Origin of the sequence: Hyalangium versicolor (genome assembly GCF_020103695.1) — a bacterium.
GTDB classification, from domain to species: Bacteria; Myxococcota; Myxococcia; order Myxococcales; family Myxococcaceae; genus Hyalangium; species Hyalangium versicolor.
Map to the genome: position 1 here is coordinate 448,777 of NZ_JAHXBF010000003.1, position 20,278 is coordinate 469,054.

The 20,278-nt window shown below is 66.6% G+C and carries 17 protein-coding genes; 9 read left to right on the forward strand and 8 right to left on the reverse strand.

Features of this window, described 5'->3' with window-relative positions; genetic code table 11:
* Positions 1 to 29 precede the first annotated feature (29 nt).
* Together KY501_RS08225 and KY501_RS08230 are read left to right on the forward strand one after the other, a co-directional pair.
* Positions 30 to 1,079, forward strand: a complete 1,050-nt coding sequence (locus KY501_RS08225) for a prephenate dehydrogenase/arogenate dehydrogenase family protein (RefSeq protein WP_224362117.1) — start codon at positions 30 to 32, stop codon at positions 1,077 to 1,079.
* 45 nt (positions 1,080 to 1,124) lie between these two features.
* Positions 1,125 to 2,012, forward strand: coding sequence for an NAD(P)-dependent oxidoreductase (locus KY501_RS08230; RefSeq protein ID WP_224362118.1), 888 nt, complete (start codon positions 1,125 to 1,127; stop codon positions 2,010 to 2,012).
* Positions 2,013 to 2,212: 200 nt separating this feature from the next.
* Here KY501_RS08230 and KY501_RS08235 read toward each other — a convergent pair whose 3' ends face one another.
* Positions 2,213 to 3,064 (reverse strand): PfkB family carbohydrate kinase, encoded by an 852-nt coding sequence (locus KY501_RS08235; protein WP_224362119.1) that lies wholly within the window; start codon positions 3,062 to 3,064, stop codon positions 2,213 to 2,215.
* A 179-nt stretch (positions 3,065 to 3,243) separates the two neighbouring features.
* On the opposite strand from KY501_RS08235, the gene KY501_RS08240 reads away from it, so the two are divergent.
* From KY501_RS08240 to KY501_RS08250, 3 genes are read left to right on the forward strand one after another with little or no spacing between them, the layout of a single operon-like run.
* A complete protein-coding gene (locus tag KY501_RS08240; protein WP_224362120.1) occupies positions 3,244 to 4,257 on the forward strand; it encodes a sugar ABC transporter substrate-binding protein in 1,014 nt (337 codons plus the stop codon).
* A gap of 7 nt (positions 4,258 to 4,264) precedes the next feature.
* The gene (locus KY501_RS08245; RefSeq protein WP_224362121.1) at positions 4,265 to 5,248 is read left to right on the forward strand and encodes an ABC transporter permease; all 984 of its coding nucleotides are present in this window, start codon (positions 4,265 to 4,267) and stop codon (positions 5,246 to 5,248) included.
* The gene (locus KY501_RS08250) at positions 5,245 to 6,075 is read left to right on the forward strand and encodes an ATP-binding cassette domain-containing protein (protein WP_224362122.1); all 831 of its coding nucleotides are present in this window, start codon (positions 5,245 to 5,247) and stop codon (positions 6,073 to 6,075) included. Before KY501_RS08245 ends, KY501_RS08250 begins: the two co-directional genes overlap by 4 nt.
* Positions 6,076 to 6,093: 18 nt before the next feature.
* On the opposite strand, the gene KY501_RS08255 is transcribed toward KY501_RS08250, so the two are convergent.
* The 3 genes from KY501_RS08255 to KY501_RS08265 form a co-directional block, all read right to left on the reverse strand.
* Complete coding sequence (locus KY501_RS08255; RefSeq protein ID WP_224362123.1) at positions 6,094 to 6,894, reverse strand: YIP1 family protein; 801 nt, start codon at positions 6,892 to 6,894, stop codon at positions 6,094 to 6,096.
* Positions 6,891 to 7,529: an endonuclease III gene (gene nth, locus KY501_RS08260; protein WP_224362124.1), complete on the reverse strand. Its 639-nt coding sequence runs from the start codon at positions 7,527 to 7,529 to the stop codon at positions 6,891 to 6,893. The genes KY501_RS08255 and nth overlap by 4 nt, the downstream gene beginning before the upstream one ends.
* An 82-nt stretch (positions 7,530 to 7,611) precedes the next feature.
* Positions 7,612 to 8,931 (reverse strand): DUF418 domain-containing protein, encoded by a 1,320-nt coding sequence (locus tag KY501_RS08265; RefSeq protein WP_224362125.1) that lies wholly within the window; start codon positions 8,929 to 8,931, stop codon positions 7,612 to 7,614.
* Between the two features lie 194 nt (positions 8,932 to 9,125).
* On the opposite strand from KY501_RS08265, the gene ypfJ reads away from it, so the two are divergent.
* The gene (ypfJ, locus tag KY501_RS08270) at positions 9,126 to 9,992 is read left to right on the forward strand and encodes a KPN_02809 family neutral zinc metallopeptidase (protein ID WP_224362126.1); all 867 of its coding nucleotides are present in this window, start codon (positions 9,126 to 9,128) and stop codon (positions 9,990 to 9,992) included.
* Positions 9,993 to 10,051: 59 nt separating this feature from the next.
* Here ypfJ and KY501_RS08275 read toward each other — a convergent pair whose 3' ends face one another.
* Positions 10,052 to 14,863, reverse strand: a complete 4,812-nt coding sequence (locus tag KY501_RS08275; RefSeq protein ID WP_224362127.1) for a WD40 domain-containing protein — start codon at positions 14,861 to 14,863, stop codon at positions 10,052 to 10,054.
* A gap of 591 nt (positions 14,864 to 15,454) precedes the next feature.
* On the opposite strand from KY501_RS08275, the gene KY501_RS08280 reads away from it, so the two are divergent.
* Positions 15,455 to 15,943, forward strand: coding sequence for a hypothetical protein (locus KY501_RS08280; protein WP_224362128.1), 489 nt, complete (start codon positions 15,455 to 15,457; stop codon positions 15,941 to 15,943).
* A 24-nt stretch (positions 15,944 to 15,967) separates the two neighbouring features.
* Here the strand turns inward: KY501_RS08280 and KY501_RS08285 are convergent, their stop codons facing one another.
* Both KY501_RS08285 and KY501_RS08290 read right to left on the reverse strand, forming a co-directional pair.
* Positions 15,968 to 16,300, reverse strand: a complete 333-nt coding sequence (locus tag KY501_RS08285) for a tellurite resistance TerB family protein (RefSeq protein ID WP_224362129.1) — start codon at positions 16,298 to 16,300, stop codon at positions 15,968 to 15,970.
* A gap of 65 nt (positions 16,301 to 16,365) precedes the next feature.
* On the reverse strand, positions 16,366 to 17,304 hold the full coding sequence (locus KY501_RS08290) for a helix-turn-helix domain-containing protein (RefSeq protein WP_224362130.1): 939 nt from the start codon (positions 17,302 to 17,304) through the stop codon (positions 16,366 to 16,368).
* A 127-nt stretch (positions 17,305 to 17,431) separates the two neighbouring features.
* On the opposite strand from KY501_RS08290, the gene KY501_RS08295 reads away from it, so the two are divergent.
* Together KY501_RS08295 and KY501_RS08300 are read left to right on the forward strand one after the other, a co-directional pair.
* Entirely contained in the window at positions 17,432 to 17,851 is a 420-nt protein-coding gene (locus tag KY501_RS08295) for a VOC family protein (protein WP_224362131.1), read from the forward strand.
* Between the two features lie 60 nt (positions 17,852 to 17,911).
* Positions 17,912 to 18,994 (forward strand): hypothetical protein, encoded by a 1,083-nt coding sequence (locus tag KY501_RS08300; RefSeq protein ID WP_224362132.1) that lies wholly within the window; start codon positions 17,912 to 17,914, stop codon positions 18,992 to 18,994.
* 11 nt (positions 18,995 to 19,005) lie between these two features.
* On the opposite strand, the gene KY501_RS08305 is transcribed toward KY501_RS08300, so the two are convergent.
* A complete protein-coding gene (locus KY501_RS08305; protein ID WP_224362133.1) occupies positions 19,006 to 20,277 on the reverse strand; it encodes a hypothetical protein in 1,272 nt (423 codons plus the stop codon).
* Position 20,278: the final 1 nt, after the last annotated feature.

The window sequence follows — 20,278 nt, forward strand, 5'->3', positions numbered from 1 at the left end:
GGGAGCCCTCGTGTAGTAAGGAGCCAATCATGAAGGTTGCTCTCATGGGCTACGGGCGGTTCGGTCGAGCGCTGGGCTCACTCCTGGCGGAGTCCGGCATGGGCTTTCGAGCGCTGGATCCGCATGCGGAGATTCCCGAGCCCTATCGCTGCACCTCCCTGCCGGAGCTGATCTCCGGGGCCGACCTGGTCGTGGTGGCCGTTCCCGTGCCGAAGCTCCACTCCGTCCTCGAGGATCTGCGCCCGTACCTGAAGCCCTCGCAACTCGTGATGGACGTGGGCAGCGTGAAGGTGAAGCCCGTCGAGGCGCTCAACGCCGTGCTGGGCACGCAGGTGCCGTGGATCGGGACGCATCCGCTCTTCGGTCCGCTGAGCCTGGCCATGGCCGAGCGCCCGCTGCGCGTTGTGCTCTGTCCCAACCCGCTGCACCCGGAGGCCGCTGCCCAAGCTCGGACCTTCTACGAGCGCCTCGGCTGCGAGATCGTCGAGCAAACCCCCGAGAGCCACGATCGCGTGATGGCTCACACCCACGCGCTCACGTTCTTCGTGGCCAAGGGGATGATCGATGCGGGCACGGGGCTCGATGTGCCGTTCGCTCCCGCCAGCTTCAAGGCGCTGGCACGCACCATCGAGACGGTCCGCTCGGATGCGGGACACCTCTTCGCTGCCATCCAGCTCGAGAACCCCTTCGCGTCCGAGGCGCGCCAGCAGCTGCTCGAGGCCCTCGAACAGATCCACGAGAAGCTCGAGCGCCTTCCCGCAGAGGCCACCTCGCCGGAAGCCGGGCGCATGGTGATTCCGACTCCGGAGGCCCATTCGACGGAGGCGGCGGAGTACCGGGGGCACCTCGATCAGATCGATCGAGAGATGCTCGCTCTGTTGGCCCGCCGCACCCACCTGGCTCAGCGCGTGGCCCGAGCCGAGGCTCGCGAAGGACAGGGGAGCCATGAGGCTTCGGACGAGGCGCTGCTCAAAGCCCGGCGCGCCTGGGCCTCGGAGCTGGGACTCGAGAAGGAGGCGGAGGTCTTCTTTCGCACCCTTTTCCGGCTCTCGCGTGCTTCCGGCGGCACGGAGGGCTGAGCGGCTGTTAGAGGAGGGCTCTCATCTCTAGCGAAGGAGAGCCAGATGAAGGTGGGTTTCGTGGGCCTGGGGAAGATGGGCCTCGCGATCGCGAAGAACCTGCAGAAGGCGGGGCACGAACTCGCGGTCTACAACCGCACTGCTTCCAAGGCCGAGCCGCTTCGAGCACAAGGCGCACGGGTCGCGGAGACGCCTCGGGACGCGGCTGAGGGGGCGGAGGTTGTCTTCACCATGCTCGCGGATGATCACGCCTTGGAGGAGGTGTGTTTCGGTGAGACGGGGATCCTCGCGGGCCTGGAGCCACGTGCGATCCATGTCTCGGCGAGCACCATCTCAGTGGCGCTCTCGGAGCGGCTGACCGAGGCGCACACCCGATTGGGGCAGGGATATGTGGCGGCCCCTGTCTTCGGACGGCCGGATGCGGCGGAGGCGAAGCAGCTCTGGGTGGTGGCGGCGGGAACCAGCTCCGAGGTGGAGCGCTGCCGTCCCTTGCTCGAGGCCATCGGGCGAGGGCTCTCGGTCCTCGGGCAGAAGCCATCCTCCGCGAACGTGGTGAAGCTGTCGGGCAACTTCCTCATCGCCTCCATGATCGAGGCACTCGGGGAGTCCTTCGCCCTGACGCGCAAGGCTGGCGTCGAGCCCAAGGTCTTTCTGGAGGTGTTCCAGTCCGTCTTCGCCCGGTCGCCCATCTTCGAGCGGTACGCGACGCTGGTCGCCAACGAGCAATACCATCCCCCGGGCTTCGCGTTCCCGCTGGGCCTCAAGGACATCGGGCTGGTGCTGCAGGCAGCCGGTAACAGCCAGGTCTCCATGCCGCTGGCCAGCCTCCTCCGCGATCACTTCGTCGAGGGGCTCGCGCGGGACCTGGGGGAACTGGACTGGACGGCGCTGGCGTTGCTCGCGGCGCAGCGGGCCGGTTTGAGCAAGGCCTGATGAGCGGAGGTGCCTGTCGGGCGCGGTTTGTGCCAACCGGTCTGCTTGTAGGACCAGTAGGCCGAAGTTCGGACCGCCCTGCCTGGGCGGTGATTTGCGAGCGGGTCTGCTTGTAGGACCAGTTGGCCGCAGCTCGGACCGCCCCGCCCGGGGCGCGTTGTTTGCGAACCTGTCTGCTAGTTGGACAGGTTTGGCGGAACTCAGCGCGCCTTGCCCGGCGGCGGCGGCAGGTGCCGGGTGTCCGCTGCTGACAGGTTGCCCATCTCCGGGCCCTCGACCACCCGGGCCGCAATCGCCGCGGCGGCGGTGGCTGCGTCCGGAGCCGAAGCCCCTCGGGCCAGCGCCAGCGTGATGGAGATGCCGAAGACGTCACCGGCACCCGTGGGGTCCACCTCGTTGGCCGGCGCCGCGGGGATCTCCCAGCGCTGCGAGCCCTGCCGCACCGTCGAACCCCGCCGGCCCCGCGTCAGGGCCACCGTGAGCCCCTTGCTGGCCAGTTGCTCGGCCAGGAACTCGGACTCCGGGTGATCCTCCTCGGAGAAGACCGCCACGCCCAGCCCGCGCGGCGGCTCCGAGGCCTCGCTCGCGATGGTTGGCTCGACGACTCCGCCCGGACCCGGCCGCCTCAGCCAGCCCTGAAGCCCCGCGCAGATCAACCTCGAGCTGAGGCCATCGACGAGCGCCCGGTCGCACTCGCCCGCCACCGGCGCCACATACGCCACGGGAATCTTGCGCCACTCGGTCGGGATGTCCTCTGCGCGAATGGGCCGCGCCACCTCGCGCAGGATGACGCGCCTCCGCGGGCCGCTGTAATCCAGCTCGAAGGTCGTCACCTCCGGACTCGGCACCACATGGATCGAGAGCTTTGAGAGCGCTCTCAGCGGAGCCATCAAGGAGAAGTCGGCCGGAGCGGCGGTGACGAGAGCCGTCTCGATGCCCAACGTGGCTGCGACTCGCGCGGAGAAGGAGGCGGCGCCACCCAGGCGGGTCTCGCCCCGGATGAAGTCTCTTGTCACGTGGCCAACGACGAGCAGCTCGGGAAGGGGAGTCATTGCTCCCCTAGCTACGCGAAATCCCCCTCCCACGTCGAGCGGTGGGGGGCTCCCGGGTGAAAATGGGGGTTCCATCCAGGGGGAGTGAACGGGCTAGATTGCGCGCCGCTGACCAACCAGGTGGGCCCGGCGAGAGGAACCCAGAGCGGTCCCACGGCCCATGAACAGGGGACACACACATGCGTCACCACCAGACACTGCGGGCACTCGTCGGTTCGATGGCCCTCCTGCTTGCCGCGGCATGTAGCAAGCCCGAAGCACCCAAGCCGGCCCAACCCAGCACGTCCGAGGCCCCCGCGACCGCCGCGGCTCCCAAGAAGGACATCAAGATCGCCGTCGTCACCCACGGCCAGGCCGCTGACACCTTCTGGTCCGTCGTGAAGAACGGCGTGGACAACGCCGCCAAGGATCTCGGCGTCACCGTCACCTACAACGCCCCGCAGACCTTCGACATGGTGGCCATGAGCCGCCTCATCGACGCCGAGGTCGCCAAGAAGCCCGACGGGCTCGTCGTCTCCATCCCCGACGCCAATGCGCTCTCCCAGTCCATCAAGGCCGCCGTGGCCGCCGGCATCCCCGTCATCTCCATCAACTCCGGCAGCGATGCCTACAAGCAGCTTGGCGTGCTGCTCCACGTCGGCCAGACCGAGTACGAGGCCGGCTTCGGCGGCGGCGAGAAGATGGCCGCCTCCGGCGTGAAGAACGCGCTGTGCATCAACCACGAGGTTGGCAACGCCTCGCTGGACTTGCGCTGCAAGGGCTTCCTGGACGCCATCACCAAGGCGGGCGGTACCGGCAAGGTGCTGGCGGTGAACGCGGCCGATCCCACGGACTCGCAGCAGAAGGTCACCGCCTCGCTGGCGGGCGGGGGAATCGACGGCATCCTGACCCTGGGGCCCCTGGGCTCGAACGCGGCGCTGGCCGCCCTCAAGCAGGGAGGCAACCTGGGCAAGGTGAAGCTGGGCACCTTCGACCTGACGCCGGACGTGCTCACCGGTATCAAGGACGGGGAGCTCGAGTTCGCCATCGACCAGCAGCAGTACCTGCAGGGCTACCTGCCGATCGTGCTCCTGTCCCAGTACAAGCAGTATGGCGTCCTGCCCGCCGGTGGCATCCTGCCGACCGGTCCGGGCTTCGTCACCAAGGAGAACGCGGCTCAGGTGATCGAGCTCGCCAAGAAGGGCATCCGGTAGCGAGTGCATGCGTAGAATCCTCCACCGCCCCGAGTTCGGTGCAGCCTGCGGCGTCATCGCCGTCTGGGTCTTCTTCTCGCTCTACGCGGGAGGCTCCGGCTTCATGTCCCAGGCCGGGGCCGCCACGTATCTCGAGATTGCCTCCGAGCTTGGCATCCTGGCCGCCGCCGTCTCTCTGCTCATGATCGCCGGCGAGTTCGATCTCTCGGTCGGCTCGATGATCGCCGCCAGCGGAATGACCCTCTCGCTGCTCTGCGATCGGCTGGGATGGTCCATCTGGGCCGCGATCGCCGCGGCCATGCTGCTGTCGCTCGCGGTGGGGTTCGCCAACGGCCTCGTCGTCGTCCGCACGGGGCTGCCTTCGTTCATCGTCACGCTCGGCTCACTCTTCATCCTGAGCGGAGGCACCATCGGCATGACGCGCCTCATCACCGGCCGCACGCAGATCGGCGGCCTGCATGAGGCGCTCCACTTCGAGGCGGCTCGGGCGGTCTTCGCCAGCCGCATCGGCGGCTTCTCCGTGTCCATCATCTGGTGGGTGGTCATCACCGCGCTGGCGACCTGGGTGCTGCTGCGCACCCGGTTCGGCAACTGGATCTTCGGCGCCGGAGGAGCCCCGGATGCCGCGCGCAACCTGGGCGTCCCTGTGCGCCGGGTGAAGATCACCCTCTTCATGACGACCGCGTTTTGCGCGTGCCTGATTGCCACGTTCCAGGCCGTGAAGTTCACCGGTTCGGACGTGCTGCGCGGTACGGGCAAGGAGCTGGAGGCCATCCTGGCCGCCGTGCTCGGAGGCACGCTGCTCACCGGTGGCCATGGCTCCGTCGTCGGCGCTGCCTTCGGAGCGCTCATCTTCGGCATGGTGCAGCAGGGCATTGTCTTCGCGGGCGTGGACTCGGACTGGTACAAGGTCTTCCTCGGGGTGATGTTGATCGGCGCCGTGCTCGTCAACACCTACGTCCGTGGGCGGATGGTGGAGGCCCGGCGATGAGCACCGAGAGCGCAGGGGCTCCGCCGCTGCTCGAGGTGGAGGGCCTGACCAAGTCCTTCGGCAAGGTGTCCGCCATCGAGGGCATCTCGATGAGCGTGCGCGCGGGCGAAGTGATGTGCGTGCTCGGCGACAACGGCGCCGGTAAGTCCACGCTCATCAAGACGCTCTCCGGAGTTCACCCGCCGGACAGTGGGCGGATGATCATCTCGGGCCAGGAGGTGCGCCTGAAGTCCCCGCGCGATGCGCGGAGCCACGGCATCGCGACCGTGTACCAGGACCTCGCGATGGTCCCCATGCTCTCCATCGTGCGGAACTTCTTCATGGGCGCCGAGCCGATGAAGGGCTTCGGTCCCTTCCGCCGCTTCGATCTCCAGGCCGCGGACACTGTCGTGCGCGCCGAATTGGAGAAGATGGGCATCCATGTGCGCGACACCTCGGAGCCCGTGGGCACGCTCTCGGGAGGAGAGCGCCAGTCCATCGCCATCGCGCGCGCCGTGTACTTCGGCGCTCGGGTGCTCATCCTCGATGAGCCGACCTCTGCGCTCGGCGTCAAGCAGGCCGGCATCGTGCTGCGCTACGTAGCCCAGGCGCGTGCCCGGGGCTGTGGGGTGATCCTCGTCACGCACAACCCGCACCACGCGTGGCTCATTGGCGATCGTTTCACGATCCTCAACCGCGGGCGCAGCCAGGGCACCTTCTCGAAGGACCAGATCACTCGTGAGGAGCTCATCCAGCGCATGGCGGGTGGGCGAGAGCTGGACGAGCTCACGCACGAGTTGGGCGAGCTCGTTCGCGAGGACCCGCGGCGGGCGGCCTCGCACGAGTGAGCCAGGGCCTCCTCGGGACTACTTCCCGAAGCCCGAGACGCCCGCGATCAAGGCGAACATGAGCGCGTAGAAGCCGCAGAACGCCACGCTCAGGATCGCTGGCACCAGGAGCGCGCCTCCCAAGGCCACACCGGTACTCGTGCGATGCATGCCCCGGTAGGCGAACACCTTCGTCACCAGGCACCAGAACGGGGCGATGTAGAGACTGCAGACGGGGAGCAGTCCGATGACGAGCGGGGCCTGGGCATAGGACGCGGCACGCAAGGTGGTCTCGAGCGGCTGGGGCTTGCCGATCATCCGCAGCACCAGGTGATCCAGCGCGGCCATGAGCACCGCCGCCGCCAACCCGAAGAGCGGGGACGCGACGGTGAGGACGCCGTAGGTGCTCAGGATGATGTAGCGGAGGGGAATGGGGCTCCCGGCGGAGTTCGGAGGCTCGGGCAGGACCAGCGCCGAGGAGATGGTGAACAGCACCATCGTGGTGAAGTAGCCGAAGAGGTTCGCGATCGCGGCGAACAGCAGCGCGCCCCCGACGTCCCCCGAGGGCTTCATGCTGGCGAAGGTCTTCCGGGGGCTCAGCATGATCGGGCCCACGGACTTGAACCAGGCGCGGACGAAGCCCAGCTCCCGGCGGTTCTCCCAGGGGAGCTGGATCCGCTCCTCGCGCGCCACGCATGCGGAGCAGAGGCTCTCTCCCGGTGGGGAGTCGCGCAGGCACTGCTCGCACGCGAAGGTGCCGCACCGCGAGCAGATCTGCAGAGCCTGGTGCTCGGGGTGGATCGCGCAGGCGGCCTGGAGGCTGCTCTCCATTCCGCTCATGCGTCCACCCCAACCTTCGGACAGAGATCGTCCATGGGGCACGCCTCGCACTTGGGCTTGCGGGCCATGCAGGTGTACCGGCCATGGAGCACCATCGCGGGTCCGAAGAAGGTCCACTGGTCCTGGGGGACGAGCTTCATCAGGTCCTTCTCGATCTCCTCGGGCTTGTCCTTCTTGGTGATCCCCAGGCGCTGGCTGACGCGCGCCACGTGGGTGTCGACGATGACGCCCGAGGGGAGGTTGAAGGCGGTGTTGAGCACGACGTTGGCGGTCTTGCGAGCCACGCCGGGCAGCGTGACCAGCTCGTCGACGGTGCGGGGCACCTCGCCGCCGAACTTCGCGAGCAGCTCCCGGCTCATGTTCTGCACGGACTTCGCCTTCTGCTTGTAGAAGCCCGTGGGCTTGAGGTCCTCCTCGAGCTCCGGAGTGTCCGCATCGGCGAAGGCGCGCGGGCCCGGGTACTTGGGGAACAGGGTGGCGGTCACCCGGTTGACGCGCTCATCCGTGCACTGGGCGGCCAGGATGGTGGCGACGAGCAGCTCGAAGGGCGTGGACCAGTTGAGCTCGTAGCGCGCATCTGGGTGGGCTTGGCGCAAGCGCTCAAGGAGGGACGGGACGATCTTGGCGGGAGGCATGAGGACTCCCGCCAGGGTAGACCATCGAGGAGAAGGAATCGATCGGGGAGACGACCTTCCAGGTCCGTTTCCAGCGAGCTTCTCAGGCTGCGACTTCACGCCCGGCGGCGGCCACGGGCGAGCGGCGCATGGGCTGGGCCTTGCCATAGGTCAGCGAGCGCCACACCCACTCAGCCGGACCGAAGCGGAAGCGAGACAGCCACAGGTGGCTGAGGCCAATCTGGATCGTGAAGATGCCCAGCGGAATGGCCACGAGCGCCGGAGGGCCGAACTTGCTGATGAAGCCCAGCCCGAATCCGTAGAAGAACAGCAGGCTCAAGATGGTTTGCGACAGGTAGTTCGTCAGGGCCATGCGGCCCACCGGGGCGATCACCGAGAGCACCCGCTGCCACGTGGGACGCTGGAAGAGCAGGGAGATGCCTGTCACGTAAAAGGCCGCGAGCCCCACCTCTCCGAACTGCCGCACCCCCGTCATCGCGATCGGCAGCCAGGGCAGCTTGTCCGGGTCCAGTACCTTCTTGAGGAAGAGTTGCTGCACCACCAGGCCCGCGCCGTTTCCGAGCACTCCCGCGATGAGCCCCCAGACGAGGAGCTTGCGGAAGAGCGGCAGATGCTGGGAGACGTCGTGGAAGAGCCTGCGGCGGCCCGCGAGCAGACCCAGGAGGAACCGGCCCAGCAGGGAGAGCAGGACGAGCGGCATGTGGGTGACGAAATCACCGAAGTAGAAGGAGGCATTGGCTCGCACGGTGTCGAAGTAGCTGCCGTGGGTGAAGGCCTCCAGGGTCTGGCTCTTGAGAGCCTCGGCTTGGGCCCGGGTCTCCTTGGCGATGGCCTCCGAGGCTTCGGCCGATCCGACGAGTTGCGGCCATTGCTGGATGACCGTGCCCACCAGCGGCGCGAGCAGGATGAGGACGGCGGCCCAGATGAGCAGCGTCTTGTCCATGCGCTTGCGGAACAGGAGCAGCCCGAAGCCCAGCACGGCGTAGCTGCTGAGGATGTCTCCGTACCAGAGCAGGAACAGGTGCGTCAGGCCGATGGCCAGCATGACTCCCAAGCGGCGGGCGTAGAGCGGGACGATGGAGGCCCCTCGTTGCTCGGCGCGCCCCATCTGCACCGCGAAGCCCAGGCCGAAGAGGAACGAGAAGATGGTGATGAACTTCCCGAACACGAGGAAACTCGTGGCTCGCATCGTCACGAGTTCCAGCGTGGAGGCACTCTCCGTCAGCGCCATGGCCTGCTCCCGCGTGAGGAAGGCCCGTCCGCTGAACCACATATAGAGGTTGGAGATGAAGACGCCGCAGAGCGCGAAGCCGCGCAGGGCGTCGAGGAGGACCAGTCGCTCGGTGTCGTCGACCGGGCGCGCTTCGGAGGGGGGCGATGCCGCGGGAGTGGAGGGGCTCATATCTCGTATAAGAAGCCGCCCAACCCTCGCTTGCCTGGCTGTATTCCCGGAGGGGAAGTGGCAGTGGGGAACGCTTGCTCTGCTGCCTGCTCTTCCGTCGCCCGAGCCTCGTGGGTGTGCTCGGAGGCAGGTCGAAGGAAGCGTCCAGGCTGCCTAGCTTGCTTGGGGCAAGGTGCTGGAATGGAGGGGGCCTGATGAGGTGGCAAGGCGGACGGCGCAGCACGAACATCGAGGATCGCCGTGGGATGGGAGTGGGGCGTCCCCTGGCGGTGGGAGGTGGCGCCGCGGGTGTGGTGATCGCGCTCTTGGTGATGCTGCTGGGCGGGGATCCCTCGGATGTCGTGATTCCGCAGGGCCCTTCGGGAGGAGTCGGTGGGTCGGGGCGAGCGGTGGATCCCGCGCAGGATGAGCTCAAGGAGTTCGTCTCCGTGGTCCTCGCTGATACCGAGGACATCTGGCCGCAACTGCTCCAGTCCCAGGGCGTGCAGTACAGCAATCCGAAGCTGGTTCTCTTCTCGGACGCGGTGCAGTCCGCGTGCGGCGTGGAGGAGAGCGCGGTGGGTCCGTTCTACTGCCCACTGGATCAGCGTGTGTACCTGGACCTGACGTTCTTTAATGAGCTGGACCGGCGCTTCGGTGCGCCGGGAGATTTCGCTCGGGCCTATGTGGTGGCACACGAGGTGGGCCACCATGTGCAGAACCTGCTTGGGATCTCTGATCGCGTGCACTCGATGCGTGGCCGGGTGGGGGAGGCGGACTCCAATGCGCTGTCCGTGATGCTGGAGCTCCAGGCGGACTGCTTCGCTGGAATCTGGGCGCACCACGCACAGGAGCAGCGGCAGATCCTCGAACAGGGAGATGTGGAAGAGGGGTTGGCGGCGGCCTCGGCTGTGGGCGACGATACGCTGCAGAAGCGTGCTCGGGGCCGAGTGGTTCCCGAGTCGTTCACGCACGGCTCGGCCGCGCAGCGGACCTCGTGGTTCCGCCGAGGCTTGGAGCAGGGAACGCTCCAGGCATGTGACACCTTCAACGCATCGGATTCGCGCGGGAAGCGGCGCTAATCTCAATCAGCTGTTACAGCTGTGCGGCCCTCGGGTGCGAGACAGCGTGAGTACACGGCTTACGGGGGTAGGGGACCGAAGGTCTCGGCTGGGAGGATTCGGAGCCTAAGGGTGGCAGGATCGGTCCAGCGCCAACCCAGCCAGCGCCATGCCTCGGAGGAGGCGTGGAGGATGCGTCCGCTAATCTCGTCGATCGATGCAGTCTGGTTTTCAGGGAGGACCTGGCCGGACCAGAGACACTGGCCCGAGGAGGCGTCCCACACCCTCAGGGATTTATCCGCCGAACCGGAGAGCAGCCGCTGGCCGTCGGGACTCCAGGCGCACGCAGTGATTCTGGAGGAGTGTCCGGAGAGGGTGAGGAGGCATTGGCCCGAGGGGGTGTCCCACACCCTCAGGGAGCTATCCACCGAACCGGAGAGCATCCGCTGGCTGTCCGGACTCCAGGTGCACGCGGTGATTCTGGAGGAGTGTCCGGAGAGGGTGAGGAGGCATTGGCCCGAGGAGGCGTCCCACACCCTCAGGGAGGTATCCGCCGAACCGGAGAGCAGCCGCTGGCCGTCGGGACTCCACGCGCACGCGGTGATTCTGGAGGAGTGTCCGGAGAGGGTGAGGAGGCATTGGCCCGAGGAGGCGTCCCACACCCGCAGGGAGTTATCCTCCGAACCAGAGAGCAGCCACTGGCCGTCCGGACTCCAGGTGCATGCGGAGACGCTGGAGGAGTGTCCGGAGAGGGTGAGGAGGCATTGGCCCGAGGAGGCGTCCCACACCCGCAGGGATTTATCCGCCGAGCCTGAGAGCAGCCGCTGACCGTCCGGACTCCACGCGCACGCGGAGACCCACAAGGAATCTTTGGAGAGGGTGAGGAGGCATTGGCCCGAGGAGGTGTCCCACACCCTCAGGGAGCTATCCACCGAGCCTGAGAGCAGCCGCTGGCCGTCCGGACTCCAGGCGCACGCGGTGACGCTGGAGGAGTGTCCGGAGAGGGTGAGGAGGCATTGGCCCGAGGAGGCGTCCCACACCCGCAGGGAGCTATCCACCGAACCGGAGAGCAGCCGTTGTCCGTCGGGACTCCAGGTGCACGCAGTGATTCTAGAGGAGTATCCGGAGAGAGTGAGGAGGCATTGGCCCGAGGAGGCGTCCCACACCCGCAGGGAGTTATCCGCCGAACCCGAGAGCAGCCGCTGACCGTCCGGACTCCACGCGCACGCGGAGGCCCACAATGAGTGTCCGGAGAGGGTGAGGAGGCATTGGCCCGAGGAGGCGTCCCACACCCTCAGGGATTTATCCGCCGAACCGGAGAGCAGCCGCTGGCCGTCGGGACTCCACGCGCATGCGTAGGTTCTGGAGGAGTGTCCGGAGAGGGTGAGGAGGCATTGGCCCGAGGAGGCGTCCCACACCCTCAGGGAGTTATCCGCCGAGCCAGAGAGCAGCCGCTGACCATCCGGACTCCACGCGCACGCGAAGACGTTAGAGGAGTGTCCGGAGAGGGTGAGAAGGCATTGGCCCGAGGAGGCGTCCCACACCCGTAGGGAGTTATCTGCCGAGCCTGAGAGTAGCCGCTGACCATCCGGGCTCCACGCGCACGCGGTGACGCTGGAGGAGTGTCCGGAGAGGGTGAGGAGGCATTGGCCCGAGGAGGCGTCCCACACCCGCAGGGAGTTATCCGCCGAGCCAGAGAGCAGCCGCTGACCATCCGGACTCCACGCGCACGCGGAGACACTGTCGGAGTGTCCGGAGAGAGTGAGAAGGCATTGGCCCGAGAAGGCGTCCCACACCCGCAGGGAGTTATCTGCCGAACCCGAGAGCAGCCGTTGTCCGTCCGGACTCCACGCGCATGCGTAGACGCTGGAGGCATGTCCGGAGAGGATGAGGAGGCATTGGCCCGAGGAGGCGTCCCACACCCGCAGAGAGTTATCCTCCGAACCGGAGAGCAGCTGCTGACCGTCCGGACTCCACGCGCACGCGGAGACACTGTCGGAATGTCCGGAGCGGAGTACCGCATGGACGGCGCTGCTTGATGAGAGGGAACGGCTCTGGCCTTCCTCCACGACAGTCGCGTGCTTCTCCCATCCATCTGGCAAGATCGTCCCAGATCGGTCCACTCGGATCCACTGGCACCCAGCAAGTTGCACCTCGCCCAGATTCGCCCCCGCAAGCGATCCCTCACGCCACTGGATTCCGCTGAAATCAGCTTCGCGGGCTCGTGCACGGGGGGCGCTCACATTCAAGAACAGCGCCTGCCGTGCCTGCATGGTCGTGAGGTTGGCCTCCGTGAGATCCACGTACTCCACCCGAGCACGGTTGAGTTTCACGCCCGAGAGATCTGCCCGGCGCAGGTTCAGCGGCTGCGTCGGGCCGAGTCCGCGCAGATGCCAGCTTTCCAGATCCGCTCCCGACAGGTTCACTCGTGTCGGCGACGGTGTCGGGTAGCCGTGCTCCAACGCGCGGAGCCAGTAGGCGAACGCCATGATGGCGGCGCTGGGACTCTCGCCACCCAACACTCTCTCCAGTGTGCGCAGAGCCGGAGTGTTGGGCCTCTGCTCCAGGAGTTGGCCAAGGAAGTCCAACGTCTCCCAGGAGAACCCCGGCAGATCCCAGCGGTCGATCTTGCCCTCGAGTAGCGCGCGCTGGAGGTAGACAGCGAGGAAATACTCCTGCAGGGACGTGTGGGCGAATCGGAAGTGTCTCTCCTCCGTAGTGGGACGCAGGACGAAGGTGGCGGTGCGAAGGTCCTCCTTCAGGACGGTGCGATCCTTGTTGGCATAGGCCTGGGCCAGGGCAGGATGGGCAGCGAGGTATTCGTCGAGCCAGTCCTCGAGTCGCTCCACATCCCACTGCTTGCTGCCATCACGCCAGAGCGCGGCGGCGAGCGCCTCCATGAGGCGGTACTTGTGCTCGACATCGAGTTGGTGCTTGCCGTCATCGCGGTTGAGCCATGAGCGGACGACGAGTTCGTACAGCCGCGCTGCGTTCACCTTCTCACCTCGCGTCTGGAGCTCCTCCAGCTCCCTGAGCCGTCCACTGATCAGGGACAGAAGGTAGGGCCGCTCCGCGAGATCTCTGAGGTTGTGGATGGACGCGATGATGTCGAACGCCTCGGTTGCATGCTCCCGGCCACCGAGGAACGAAGCCAGATAGCCTCGGATCTGTTCCTCGGTGAACGGCAGCAGGCAGAGAGCGGGGAACTGCTGGCGATCCATCCCCTCGCGATCCTCGCCGACCAGCATGGAGTTCTGGCTCAGCACGTCGCGGAAATAGTGCGAGCGGCAGGAGATGAGGAGCTTCCCTCGGCGTCTGCCTTCAGGCCTGGCTTCCCGAGTGGCATCCGGCAGCACGGCCCAGAGCCTGCGAATGAAGGCTCGGGCCCGGTTGGGCGTCAGGTGGACGATCTTCTCGTCCAGGCCATCGAAGATGATGAGCGCACCTTCTTCTCGGACCAGACGCAGAACTCCCTCGGGAGTGATCGCGCGGTCCTGCAGCTTCCAACTGCTCTGGATGACGCCGGCCAGGAGTTGCTCGAGGGTGGGGATGCTGTCCTTGTCCCGGGTCTCGCTGACGTAGTCGCGGAGATCCACATAGATGGGAAGTGGAAGGTCCGGCCGGGTCCTGCGTTTCTCCAGCAGATCGCGGGTGAACTGCTTCAAGGTGGTGGTCTTGCCGATGCCATATTCCCCGAGCAGGGCGAAGAACGGTGGTGCCTCAGGATTGATGGCCCATTCCTCGAGTTCTTCGAGCGCATCACGCGCTTGAACGTGCTCCGCCAGGTTGCGCTGCCCGGTGTCGAGCCTCTCCAGTTGTCCCAAGGCAATCCGGTGTCCTCGGGTGCGCTGGAAGTTCTTGGTCTCGCCCGGCATCGGAACATGAACAGCGGCGGATTCTTTCGAGGAAGTTCCTGCCTCGGGTCCTCGAGGCGAAGGAGGTGGACCCGAAGGGGGAGAGCCGAAGAAGGCATCGAGGCGCTTCTCGATGGCAAGGAAGAGCTTGTGGATGAACTCACGCCGCTTCGGGCCGGCGGGCATCTGGTCGTAGTAGCGACCCTGGGTCCGCTCGTTCTGGAACAGGAAGAGTTGGTGCTCTCCGAGCCCCTTGAGGTCATGCCTGTCGAACGAGACCGGCACGAGCCCCACGGGCAGGACAGGCTTGATCCTCGGGTCATCTTGGGCACCCACGAAGTGGGGCAGCTCCTTCTCTCCAATGAACCTGCTCGCGAGAAAGGCCGGGCTGATCAGCATCAGGCCGAACTCGCAGTCCGAGATGGCTTTCGCGATGCTCTCCCGCCAGCGCTCGCCCAGCAGGATGTCGTGATCGATCCAGGGGTGGACCTCGTAGCGGGCGGATGAGGCGAAGTGGGTGCGTAGCTCCTTCACGAGCGCATCGACGAGCGCCTTGTTGTCGTGGGCGTAGGAGACGAAGAAGCGCACCACCTTCTTGTTTGAGGCCATGGCCGACCCGGTGGTGGCGATTCCCTGGGCGGGCACGAAGGGCTTGCCCTGGATGTCAGCGGTGACCTGATCGGAGTACCGCTCCGCCTGCCGCATGGCGGGATCAGGCCCGGTGAACCAGCAGAAGCGCTCTTCGGGCGGATTCTGCTTCTTGGTGTCCACGTGGAAGCGGAGTCCGAGATCGGCGCGCCCCTCGCCCTGAGAAGCATCGTTGATGCGCTTTCGGAAGGAGGTCAGGGCCGTCTGCGCCTTGCGCTGCTCCTCGCCTGGGAAGAGCGCCTGGAGGCAGTCGGACAGACGAAACCTCTCCGTGACGGCAAGGCCCAGCAGCTTGTCCAGGCGCTCCCGGTCCGACTTGCCAAGCTCATCACGCCAGGGACCGGCCGCCGAGCGAAGGGCCTCACCGAAGAGAAGTAGATTCACGATCATGGAGACCAAAGTACCTGAAAAAAGGCTTCAGTCAATCCAGTTGTTGATGATTTTGACGATTGTTTGATGATTTAAGGGTGCCACCGCCACCCGTTGGTGCTCCGGAGGCGATGGGGCTCACTATGATGAATCCATGAGGTTCACTCGGGAGGAGTTCCTGAAGCGGGGCTCAAGCCTCCTCTTGGGGGTGCTGCTCGTAGCTGGGGGGCTGAGCGGAGCTGGCTGCTACATGAACGGCATGGGATGCCAGCCGGGCGACGACTCGGAGACCTGTTGCCTCAAGGAACACCCGGGAGCCTGGGAGCGCTGTACGGGAACCGCAGGGCCCAAGCCTGAACCCAAGACCGGCAACCAGCCCAAGCCCAAAGGAAACCCGGAACCAATTTCCCCTCCGATTCCCACACCCGAGGAAAAGCAGCGCTGGCGCGAGACATGTCGGGAGCACTACGTGGCGTGTAAAGAGTTCGTCGCGGGGGAGAAACAGCGCCGCGTGTGGGGAGAGAGTCAGTGCCAGTCGTGCATGGATCTCTGCATGCGTGACGGACGCTGGCCGGATGAAGCAAACGGCCACCCCTGCCCAGGAGGTTGAGTGTGCGAGCCTCGCGCAAAGATTGGTGGCAGAGCGTGGCAGATCGTCGCGATGAGCTCCTCGTCAATCTCTACAAGGCGAAGGCGCCGTATGCGGAGCTGAAGCAGGCCGTGCTCGCGCAAGAGAAGGAGTTGAGCCGAGAGGCGAGAACGCAGGCAGAACGCCTGCACCTTCAGCAGATCACCTCGAAGCTGATCATCACCGAGGCCTTCGGCGAAGGCTCAGGGTGGGACGAGTTCGGCGCACTCTTGAGACGTTGCGAGCGGCTTGGCTATGCGGACATGACTCATCGGATCCATGTGGCCTGTCTCTACGTCCAATCGCTGCCACGTTTTCCAGAGAGGGCCCGGCAGGCGTTCGCGATGCTGACGGACGTGGAGACGCGGCTCAAGCGCCTGCCGAAGAGTCACTACCTGCGCCGCGAGGGTTTGCACAGCATTGCTCACGCTCGGGAGGTCGCGGCGGCGTCTGGTATCAGCTCCCCCGCATAGCGCGCTGGAACAGTTCCAAATTGATCAGATGCCCAGCAGCGTGCGGATCTGCATGAGCATCTCGATCTCTTCGTTGTCGACGTGCTGATCACTAGCGGCGACGACCCGCGCCGCCTGGATGACGTCCTGGGGTCGGGTGCGCAGCAGGCCCATGTCCGGTGCGGGGAGTGGCTTGCCGGCTCGCAAGCGGTCGAGCATCGCCGCCACTTCCGCCGCAGGGACATTCCACCGCGCGGCCACCTGGGAGAACTCCTCGAGCTCCTCGGGCTCGAGCTTGTCGTCACTGGTGATGACCTGCAGCAGCAGCTTGAGCACTTCGGTGTAGAAGCGACTCTCGTCGCCGGGTGGATGCGTCATCGAGCGCTACAGCCTCCGGAGCCGGAGAGTGGCCTGTCTTCTCTCCTCCGTCCACTCTCGCGCTCTCAGCGCACCGTGACCGCTCGGAACTGGCCCGGGGTCAGGCCGATCAGCCGCCGGAACTCGCGCCCCATGTGGGACACGTCCGAGAACCCAGCCTGCATCGCGCACGTCGCGAGTGGCTGCCCCTCGGAGATGAGGCGACAGGCTTCCTGGACCCTGCGTGCACCCCGGAGCGCGTCCAGTGAAAGTCCTGCCTCGGCCAGCCGACGCTGAAGCGTTCGAGGCGAGCGGCCAAGGACTCGAGCGAGCGCCGGGAGGGTGGGGGCCTCTCCCAACTGTGTCCAGACGCGCCCGACCAGCGGCTTCCATGCGAACGCTGGGGGAGGAGCATCGACCTGGGCCGGGCTCGACACGTGCCGGTCCCACCGGATCAGCCACGAGTTGGCGTTGGTGATCCTCGCCGCTGCCTCGGCGTTGATAGCTCCCCGAGCCTGGAGCGTGGTCACGCCCTGAGGCAGCACGAGCCCGACGCTCACGTTGCGGCAGCCCATGTCCTCCAGCAGGGCACTGATCAGCCCGCACATGGCCAGCTCCCGCGAGTGTTCCCGGGGCGCACCATTGTGAGCTACCCGCCTCACGCGGACGAGTTCGTCACTCTGCGGCTCGAAGAGCGACAACTGCGGATGACGCCCAAGCTGCTGGATGGCATGCCATCGCTCGAACGCATCCCGTGGAGCCGGAGCCTCGCGAAACAGCGCCAGCGCGGGAGTGAAGACTCCCCGGATGCTCTCCACCCCGAGCCTGAACACCGCCTCCGAGCCGGCCTCCGCATGGTACCGGGTGAGCACCTCGTCCAGCGGTCCAACGGGAGTCTGCGTGGTATGCGTCGAGAGCTGCCCCGCCAACGCGCCACGCTCCACCGACCACCACCCGGGCGGCACACGGCGAGCCAGCGCCGCCAGGAGCACGTGGGCGAGCGTCGCGTTGATCCGAGGCTCCAAGCCTCCTCTCAGGGAGCGCCCGGGGCTTGGAACGAATGCGCCAGAAACGCTCTGCGCTGGATTCATTCGCGGGTCACCCGTCCGTACTGTGGCCGCAGCCACTCAACCCCTTCACGGATGAGGATACATGGAAACGAACCGCTCGCCGCTGCACTCCATTCGGCACCTGGACTACGTTGTCCTGCTGTGCCGCGACGTTCCCCGAATGCGTGCCTTCTACGAAAACGTCATGGGCTTCCCGTTTCACAAGAGCCTCGGAGACAACTTCTGGGTGGAACTGCGCGCCGGCTCCGTGCTCCTGACGCTCCGGCCTCGGGGAGGCATCCAGCCGGGAGGCAAGGACTCCGATGGGCGCTGGACCGAAGGCGCTGCCTCGGTGCAACTGGCCTTCCGCGTCGCTCCCTCCGAGGTCGACGCGTGCCACCGCAAGCTGGTGGAGCAGGGCATCGAGATCCTCGAGCCACCCAAGGACCAACCGTGGCAGCACCGGACGCTCTTCTTCCGCGACCCGGAGCACAACGTCCTCGAGATCTACGCCGATCTCTGAGTCATCGGCCGCTTGCCAGGCTCCCTCGGGTCACGGGGCTTGTGAAACAATGGCAGCACCTTGAAGACCCACTGCCTCGTCCTGCTCACAGCGCTCCTGCTCGCCCCCTTCGTCCCGGCACGCGCGGCCGACCCTGAGCAACCCAATACCGCGCCCTCTGCTCCGGCCACTCCCGACTTTCCCGCCACCGAGACCACTGTCTCCCTGCTCGAGCCCGCCGCGGGCCAGTGCGAGTGGATCAAGTGGGATCCCGTCTCGTCCAAGCGCCGGGTGCTCGCACGCCTCGCGGCGGACTGCCAGGGAGGCAGCACCGCCCTGAGCCGTGACGGCAAGCGCGGCGCCGTGCGCTTCTGGCGAGGCGCCGTCAGCATGCCCATCGTCGGCAGGCCTACCTTCCCCGAGCCCTTTCCCTCCCAGGCCTTCCGGGATCGGCTCTTCCTGGTGGACCTCGTCACCGGTGCCGTGGAGGAACTTCCGCTGCCTCCCGAGGGCGAACTCATCGAGTACGGGTTCGATCCGAACGGCCGGTTGTTGGGCCTCTCCCTCCAGGGCGCCGCTCCAAGCCAGCAGGAGCGGGCCCAGGCCGTGGAACTCGACGCCGTGGGACGCCAGTCCGAGATCGGCCGCCGCAAGAGCACTCCGCTCAAGGCTCACGGCTTCGCCTTCCTGGGCGGCAAGTGGCTGCGCTTGGAGACGAAGGACTCCACCGATGGGTTGGGCACCGCCGCCCTGGACATGCGCAAGGAGATGGGCGAGCGCTCCATCCGCGCGCTCGATCCCCGCTTCGAGGGCCGCGAGATCGAAGACGACGCGGTGCTCGATCCGCTGTACGAACTCTCTCCCGAACAGCCCGAGGGCCAGTGGGTCGAGTTTCGGAGCGGCTTGCACTCGCTGGCCGTCTGGGGCACGCCCTTCGGCAATGACACGCTGGCCACGGGGCTCCTCCGCCGGCTGGAGCCAGGCACGGTGGTCGCGCTCCCTTCCTATCCCTTTCGCCCCAACGACATGATGAGCCTGCGTGCCCGAGGGGCATTCCTGCTCGTGTCGCTGGCGGATTCCGGGGCGCATCCGCGGATGTACCGGGGCCGCAAGCTCGTCTGGAGCTCCGAGACAGCCCGAGCCGTGACTCTCTGGCCCCGGTGAGCATCGAGCGTTCACTCGAACAGGGACAGCTCCGCCAACTCGAGCAGGATGGCGTGGTTGCCCCGAGTCTGCTGGACGAAGACCCGCACCATGCGAACGGGAGGCGCATCCACCAGCGGCACGTCGAGGAAGAGGAGGTTCTGCTGCGTGCGCAGCGGCACGTCGAAGGGCGTGTCCTGGGGCCAGGTGTCGTAACGGCTCGAGATGCTCGACAGTGGCTCCGGATGGAAGGGTTTCAACTCGGCCATGCGCATCCACTGCTCGCCGTCCTCACTGCCTTCCACCACCAGGACGTTCTCTTCCGGCTTATCGAAATCCCTGGAGACCTCCAGGCCTCGGATGACGACCCGAGACAGGTGCTTGAGCGCCTGGAGATCCACCCCTACCTCGTTGGGATAGCTGCCGAGATGGTCCGGCAGGATGACGGGAGTGAGATCTCCGTCCGTCCAGGGACACGGCTCGGGACCCAGCGGGAGACCGGGGGCCCCGCGGCTCACCGGCCGGAGCGTGCCCGCGGCCCAGGGGATTCGCTCGCTGCGCCACTCCATCCAGAACTCCACGCCGCCGGAGTTTGCTCCCAGGGGGGAGAAGCCCCAGTTGCCCAGGGTGTGCGCGCGCACCTGGGCCTCTACGGACGTGAAGTCCTCCAGGAGCCAGGGGGCTGGAGCCCATGGCGAGTCGACGCCCTGCTGTTGCCAGAGCAGTTGGTTGCCGCTGAGGAGCTGGACCACGGCCTTGGGTTCCGAGGGGAGGAGGGGCTCGCTGGTGCCATCCTCGTGGAGCAGCCAGAGCACGCTCGCCGAGGGGGGCTGTTCCGGGGCAGGCGGAGGCGCGGAGAACGACAGAGCGGGGCCCCTGGGTTGCTCCACGCGTGCCAGGTGCCAGTCCCAGGGGTGCAGGGTGGGCAGTTCCACGTCGTCCACCTGCTCGAAGCTGACCCAGGTGCCCCGGCCCCCCTCCAATGGCAGTGCCAGGCGGAACCGTGGGGTGAATTGATTCATGTCGCGATCGAGGAGCTCCGTGTCTCCTTGGAGAACCTCCAGGATGAAGCGGCCCTCGGCGTCCGTGGTCACCTCCGAGTAGGGCTGGAAGGCCGGTGGAGGATCCCCCGGCTTCGCGTTGAGAGGAGTCACCGTTCGCTCCAGCGTCAGCGACAGACCGGGGTGGGGCGAGCCATCGGCTTGCCGCACCTCGCCGTAGGCGAAGATGGGATCCTCGGGAAAGCGCTCGCAGCCGCCCAGGGCGAGGGCCAGCAGGCAGAACAGGCTCCGACGCGGGTTCATG